At 73.4% G+C, this 5,504-nt stretch carries 6 protein-coding genes; 2 read left to right on the forward strand and 4 right to left on the reverse strand.

Going from position 1 to position 5,504, the window contains the following annotated elements; all coding sequences use genetic code 11:
* Window positions 1-552 (reverse strand): DinB family protein (locus ACIY1X_RS24205; RefSeq protein WP_399685636.1); only part of this gene is annotated, 552 nt, incomplete at its 3' end.
* Between the two features lie 113 nt (window positions 553-665).
* On the opposite strand from ACIY1X_RS24205, the gene ACIY1X_RS24210 reads away from it, so the two are divergent.
* Window positions 666-1,997: an NAD(P)/FAD-dependent oxidoreductase gene (locus ACIY1X_RS24210; protein WP_399685638.1), complete on the forward strand. Its 1,332-nt coding sequence runs from the start codon at window positions 666-668 to the stop codon at window positions 1,995-1,997.
* A gap of 69 nt (window positions 1,998-2,066) precedes the next feature.
* On the opposite strand, the gene ACIY1X_RS24215 is transcribed toward ACIY1X_RS24210, so the two are convergent.
* The 3 genes from ACIY1X_RS24215 to ACIY1X_RS24225 are packed head-to-tail and all read right to left on the reverse strand — an operon-like array spanning window position 2,067 to window position 4,814.
* The gene (locus tag ACIY1X_RS24215; RefSeq protein WP_038203177.1) at window positions 2,067-2,747 is read right to left on the reverse strand and encodes a DsbA family oxidoreductase; all 681 of its coding nucleotides are present in this window, start codon (window positions 2,745-2,747) and stop codon (window positions 2,067-2,069) included.
* 46 nt (window positions 2,748-2,793) lie between these two features.
* Window positions 2,794-3,999 (reverse strand): multidrug effflux MFS transporter, encoded by a 1,206-nt coding sequence (locus ACIY1X_RS24220; RefSeq protein WP_399685641.1) that lies wholly within the window; start codon window positions 3,997-3,999, stop codon window positions 2,794-2,796.
* The gene (locus tag ACIY1X_RS24225; protein ID WP_399685647.1) at window positions 3,996-4,814 is read right to left on the reverse strand and encodes an IclR family transcriptional regulator; all 819 of its coding nucleotides are present in this window, start codon (window positions 4,812-4,814) and stop codon (window positions 3,996-3,998) included. The genes ACIY1X_RS24220 and ACIY1X_RS24225 overlap by 4 nt, the downstream gene beginning before the upstream one ends.
* A gap of 124 nt (window positions 4,815-4,938) precedes the next feature.
* Here ACIY1X_RS24225 and ACIY1X_RS24230 point away from each other — a divergent pair.
* Window positions 4,939-5,504 (forward strand): Bug family tripartite tricarboxylate transporter substrate binding protein (locus ACIY1X_RS24230; protein ID WP_399685644.1); only part of this gene is annotated, 566 nt, incomplete at its 3' end.

Consider the following 5,504-nt stretch of genomic DNA (forward strand, 5'->3'; position numbering starts at 1 on the left):
CAGCCGCAGCGCCGGCGCGGCCGGCGCGCGGTACGCGGGCAGCAGCGGGTTGCATGAGAAGGCGTGCAGGATGTCGGTGAGCAGCAGTTCCTGGTGCTGCTGCTCGTGGTGCAGGCCCAGCGTGACGATGGGCTCGACGCGCGCCAGCGCCGCCGCGTCGGCGCCGTCGAGGAGCGATTCCATCGCGGCGTCCACATGGGCCCGGTAGGCGTGCACTTCCTGCAGCGAGGGCCGCGTCAGCAGCCCGCGCTGCGGGCGCGGATGGCGCGGCCCCAGCGCCTCGTAGTAGGAGTTGAAGAGGTAGTGCAGGCGCCGGTCGAACACGCGGTAGCCGGGCACGTGCCGCTCCAGCAGCACCGTCTCGAAGAACCAGGTGGTATGCGCCAGGTGCCACTTGGCCGGGCTGGCGTCGGGCATCGACTGGATGCACTGGTCTTCGGGCGACAGGGGGGCGGCCAGTTCGAGCGTGTGGGCGCGTACCGAGCGGTAGCGCCCGCGCAGCGCGCAGGCCGGCTCGCCGGCGCGCTGCGGCGCCGCGTGGGGTGAATGCATTGGTGTCCTCTTCCGGTCCTGGTTCTTTTTAGTGGCCGCGCCGCCGCCGCCGCGTAGGACGATGGCGCACAGGCACCTCGCGGTTCGCTCCCTGCCCTGACCATAATCCCCGCATGACCGCCTCCGCCACCTCGTCTTCCCGCCCCCGCGTGCTCATCATCGGCTGCGGCTTCGGCGGCCTGGAGGCGGCGCGCGCGCTGCGCCATGCGGCGGTGGACGTGACGGTGGTCGAGAAGACCAACCACCACCTCTTCCAGCCCCTGCTCTACCAGGTGGCGACGGCGGGGCTGGCGGCGCCCTCGATCGCGGCGCCGGCGCGGCTGCTGTTCCGCGGCCAGCCGAACGTGACCACGCTGCTGGGCGAGGTCACCGCCATCGACGCCGCGGCCCGCACGGTGCGCCTGGCCGACGGCCACGTGCTGCCCTACGACCACCTGATCGTCGCGGCCGGCGCCACGCACAGCTACTTCGGCAACGACGCCTGGGCCGCCGACGCGCCGGGCCTGAAGACGCTGGCCGACGCCTTCGAGATCCGCCGCCGCGTGCTGCTGGCCTTCGAGCTGGCGGAGCTGGAAAGCGACCCCGTGCGCCGCCGCGCCCTGCTGACCTTCGTGGTGATCGGCGGCGGGCCGACCGGCGTGGAGATGGCCGGCACGCTGGCCGAGATCGCGCGCCACACGCTTGCCGGCGAGTTCCGCCGCATCGTGCCGGCCGAGGCCGAGGTGCTGCTGCTCGAAGGCGGCCCGCGCGTGCTGCAGGCCATGCCCGAGAAGCTGAGCCAGCGCGCCAGGGAACAACTGGAGCACCTGGGCGTGAAGGTGCACGTCGACGCGATGGTGACCCGCATCGACGGCGAGGGCCTGGAGATCAAGGGCCCGGACGGCACCGCCCGGCGCATCGCCAGCAGGTGCATCGTGTGGGCCGCGGGCGTGGCGGCCTCGCCGCTGGGCCGCATGCTGGCGGCCGCCACCGGCGCCGAGTGCGACCGCGCCGGCCGCGTGAAGGTGGAGCCCGACCTGAGCCTGCCCGGCCACCCGGAGATCAGCGTGGTCGGCGACCTGGCCGCCGCGATGAGCCACGTGCCGGGCCAGCCGCCGCGGCCGGTGCCCGGCGTCTCACCCGGCGCCAAGCAGATGGGCCGCGCAGCGGCGGCGGCCATCCTGGCGCGCATGGCGGGCCGGCCGACGCGGCCCTTCCGCTACCGCGACTGGGGCAACCTCGCCACCATCGGCCGCAACTCGGCGGTGGTGGACCTGCCCACGCCCTTCGGCCCGCTGCGCTTCTCGGGCTATTTCGCGTGGCTGTTCTGGCTGTTCGTGCACGTGTACTTCCTGATCGGCTTCCGCAACCGGCTCATCGTGCTGATGGACTGGGCCAGCGCCTACTGGACCTTCCGGCGCCACGCGCGCGTGGTGTCGGAGGTGAAGGCGCCCGGCGAAAACTGAAGCACCCCCAAGCCGCTTCGCGGGTGCCCTGGCATGGGCCGCTGCGGGTCGCCAGGGCTGAATCGCGGCTCAGGCCGTCATCACGGCGGAGGGCTGCGCCCCCGCGATCTGCCGCAGCGCGCGCTCGAACACCTCCACCGGCTGGCCGCCGGAGATCAGGTGCTGCCGGTTGACGATGACGGCGGGCACCGAATGGATGCCGGCGCCGGTGTAGAGCCGTTCGCGCTCGCGCACCTCGGCGGCGAATTCGTCGCCCGCCAGGATCTCGCGCGCACGCGCCTCGTCCAGCCTCGCCTCGCCGGCCAGGCGCACCAGCAGCTCGTGGTCGGCCGGGCTCTGCCCGTCGATGAAGTAGGCCTTGAACAGCGCCTTCTTCAGCGCGAGCTGCCGGTCCGGCCCCTCGTGCTCGGCCCAGTGCAGCAGGCGGTGCGCGTCGAAGGTGTTCCACACGCGCTTGCGCTTGTCCAGGTCGAAGGGGAAGCCCACCGACTCGCCACGCTGGCGCAGCGCCTCGCCGTTGGCGCGCACCTGCGCCTCGCCGATGCCGTACTTGCGCATCAGGTGCTCGATCGAGTCCTCGCCCTCGGGCACCATGTCCGGGTTCAGCTCGAAGGGCTGGAAATGCAGCTCGGCGCGGATGTCCGGCGCCACGCGCGCCAGCGCGCGCTCCAGCGAGGCCAGCCCCACGGCGCACCAGGGGCACGAGACGTCGGACACGAAATCGATCTGCAGGGTGGTGGGCGTGTTCATCCGCGCATTCTGTGCCTGCCGCCAAGACGCTGCGGGCGGCAGGTCTTTAGCCGCGCGGATGCAGCCGCGGCAGCCAGGCGAAGGCGATCGCCATCAGCGCGGCGCCGGCCGCCACCATCGGCAGCACCATCGGCCAGGCGCCGTGCGGCATGCCCGGAAGCACGAAGGCCGCCGCGAACTGGCCCACGCAGAAGGCGACCAGCATCATCCCGAAGCCCGACCAGGACACCGCCCGCCCCGCGAGCTGCGGCAGGTCGCCCACCGCGCCGGCCTGGCCGCAGGGCTGGTGGATGCCGTGCCCCAGCACGTAGACCGCGTGGCCCGCCAGCAGCGGGATCGCCGAAGCCGGCGCCAACGCGCAGCCCAGCGCCTGCACCAGCGCGCCGGCCAGGCTCAGCGAGGCGCCGAGCTGCACCGTGCGCACCGGGCCCCAGCGGCGCAGCAGCCGCCGGCACATCGTGGTGCTGACGATGTAGACCAGCGAGCCGCCGGCCGGGATCCACCCGTACATCGCCGGCGACATGCCGAGCAGGTCGATGTAGACCATCGGCGAGAGCAGCAGGAAACAGAACAGCCCGCCGTAGGTGGCTGCCGCCACCGAGGCCCAGGCGCGGAAGCTGCGGCTGGCGAACACCTGACGCGCGCTGCCCCGCGCCACCGGCGTGGCCGGCTCGCCCGGCGCCACGGGACGGTGCGTCTCGGCGAAGCCGCGCCAGCACAGCGCGAACAGCACGGCGGCGTAGGCGGCCATCGCCGCCAGCACCCAGCGCCAGCCGGCGCCCTGCACCAGCCACGCGCCGAGGACGGGCGCGAACAGCGCCACCACGCCCAGGCCCGTCAGGCCGCGCGCCATCACGTGCGGCCCCTCGTGCGCCGGATACAGGTCGCGCACCGCGGCGCGCGCGCACACCAGGATGGCCGCCATGGCGAAGCCCTGCACCGCGCGGCCGGCCGCCAGCCAGGGCACGCTGGGCGCCAGCGCGCAGCCCAGCGCCGCCACCGCGTAGCAGCCCAGCCCGGCCAGCAGCACCGGCCGGCGGCCGAAGCGGTCGGCCCAGGGGCCGCACAGCAGCTGCGCGCAGCCGAAGGCCAGCACGAAGACGGTGAGGCTGGCCGTGGCCGAGCCCAGGTCGCGCGCGATGGCGGGCAGCGCGGGCAGGTAGCTGTCGGTGGCGACGGGCTGCGCCGCCAGCAGCAGGGGAAGCAGGAGGGTGAATTCGATGGCGCGCCGGCGCGAGGAGCCTGCGCTCATGGCGCCTCGTGCCCCAGCACCGCGCTGATGGCCCGCGCCTCGCGGCGCACAGCGTGGGCGATGGCGCCGTCCACCGACGCATCGAAGCCGCCGGTGGCGCCCAGCGCCGTGAGCACGCCGCACACGCGGCCGGCATGGTCGAACAGCGGCGCGGCGACGGCGCTGATGCCGCGCAGGTTGGTGTCGCGCACGGCGGCGCAGCCGGCGGCCTGCACCTCGCGCCGCAGCGTGGCGACGGGGTCTTCCTGCGGCAGCAGCGCGCGCTGCTCCGCCGAAGCGGCGGCCAGCTCCCGCTCGGCCAGGGCCTGCACCGCCCGCTCGTCGAGAAAGCCGAGGAAGGCCCGCCCCGTGGCCGACCACAGCAGCGGCAGCACCGAGCCCACGCGCACGTTCAGGGTGACGGGCAGCCCCGGCTCCTCGAAGCGCACGATGGTCGGCCCCTTGTTGCCCATCACCGCCAGGAAGCAGGTGACCTCCAGCGACTCGCGCAGCCGCGCCAGCGCCGGCTCGGCGACGCGGATCGGGTCGGCCTGGCGCATGGCCGCCATGCCGATGCGGATGGCCTCCGGCCCCAGGAAGTACTGCTGCGATCCGGCGTCCTGCGAGACCAGCCCTTCCTGGCACAGGCTGACGAGGTAGCGGTGCACCTTGGCCGGCGGCTCGCCCACCTGGGCGGACAGCGCCGTCAGGCTGGCCCGCCCGCCCAGGCCGGCCAGGCCCTTGAGCACGGCCATGCCGGTCTCGGCGGCCTGCACGCGCTGGCGGCGCTGGCGGGGCGGGGAAGCGGGTTCGGGGGCGGTGGGCGAACGGGGCATGAACGGCGCAGCAGGGGCAAAGGGCATGGATTGTGTCCGGGTTAGCCCGGATTCATGAATTACGCAATTCTCAAAACAATTACGCAATACATGAACACCCTTTGATTTCCCACAAGGAGACACGATGAAGAAGCTGATCGCAGGCTGCCTGCTCGCCCTCCCCCTGGTGGCCGCGCCACTGGCCGCGCAGGCGCAGGCATGGCCCTCCAAGCCGGTGCGCTGGCTGGTGCCCTACCCGGCCGGCGGCGGCTCGGACTTCCTGGCGCGCACCATCGGCCAGCAGTTGTCCACGCAGATCAACCAGCCCGTGCTGGTCGACAACAAGCCGGGCGGCAACACGGCCATCGCCGCCGCCGACGTGGCGCGCTCCGCGCCCGACGGCTACACGGTGCTGTCGGCCGACAACGGCACGATGGTCTTCAACCCCGCGCTCTACAAGAGCCTGAGCTACAGCCCCACGAAGGACCTCGCGCCGGTCGCGCTGATGGGCCGCTTCCCCATGATCCTGGTGGTGAGCCCGACCGTGAAGGCCAAGGACGCCAAGGAGTTCATCGCGCAGGTCAAGGCCAGCGCGGAGGGCATCAACTACGCCTCGGCCGGCGCCGGCAGCCCGCACCACCTGGCGATGGAACTGCTCAAGACCGAGGCCGGCCTGAAGATGACCCACGCGCCCTACCGCGGCGCCGCGCC

This window comes from Xenophilus sp. (genome assembly GCF_044462705.1).
Classification (GTDB): domain Bacteria; phylum Pseudomonadota; class Gammaproteobacteria; order Burkholderiales; family Burkholderiaceae_C; genus Xenophilus; species Xenophilus azovorans.